The organism is Rhizobium redzepovicii, from assembly GCF_019793435.1.
In the GTDB taxonomy this organism is placed as follows: Bacteria; Pseudomonadota; Alphaproteobacteria; order Rhizobiales; family Rhizobiaceae; genus Rhizobium; species Rhizobium redzepovicii.
On the sequence record NZ_JAILYH010000076.1, the window covers coordinates 1 to 522 of the forward strand.

Annotated in this window: 1 protein-coding gene; it reads right to left on the bottom strand. The window is 60.0% G+C overall.

The window, feature by feature from the left end:
• The coding region (locus K6N12_RS33640) for a type IV secretory system conjugative DNA transfer family protein (protein WP_222149178.1) at positions 1-522 on the bottom strand (522 nt) is incomplete at both ends.

The window sequence follows — 522 nt, forward strand, 5'->3', positions numbered from 1 at the left end:
CCGGCCCGAACGTCTCGCGCGCATCACCGGCGATGATCGCGTTCTCGCCTTTCGGATCGATGCAGATGATCGAGCGGTCGGCGGTCAGAAGGTTCGGGATGATGGTGCCGACACCCTTGCCGCTGCGTGTCGGTGCCATGGTCAGAAGATGAGCCGGCCCGCCATAGCGAAGAAGCCGGCCAGAGTTGTTCGCACGGCCGATCAGCAATCCACCTTCTGCCTTTGTCAAAGGCGCAATCTCTCTTCGGCCGGCAAAGCGCGCAGACCCGTGCGTGTCGTCGCTGACAGTCCCAAAATGCGTGATCAACGGAACGGACAACAATCGAATGAGCAGCACGATGGCAAAGGCCATCACCACCCAGTCGCCGACATGCCAGACGATGTCACCTCTGCTACCGCCGAGGATCACGCGTCTGAGGTAGTCGATCCCGAAGTAGACGGTGAACACGACAAGCAAATAGCCGACCGCACCCATGACAAACGACTTGGCATATCGCAGCGGAAACGTGATCAGGGCGACGA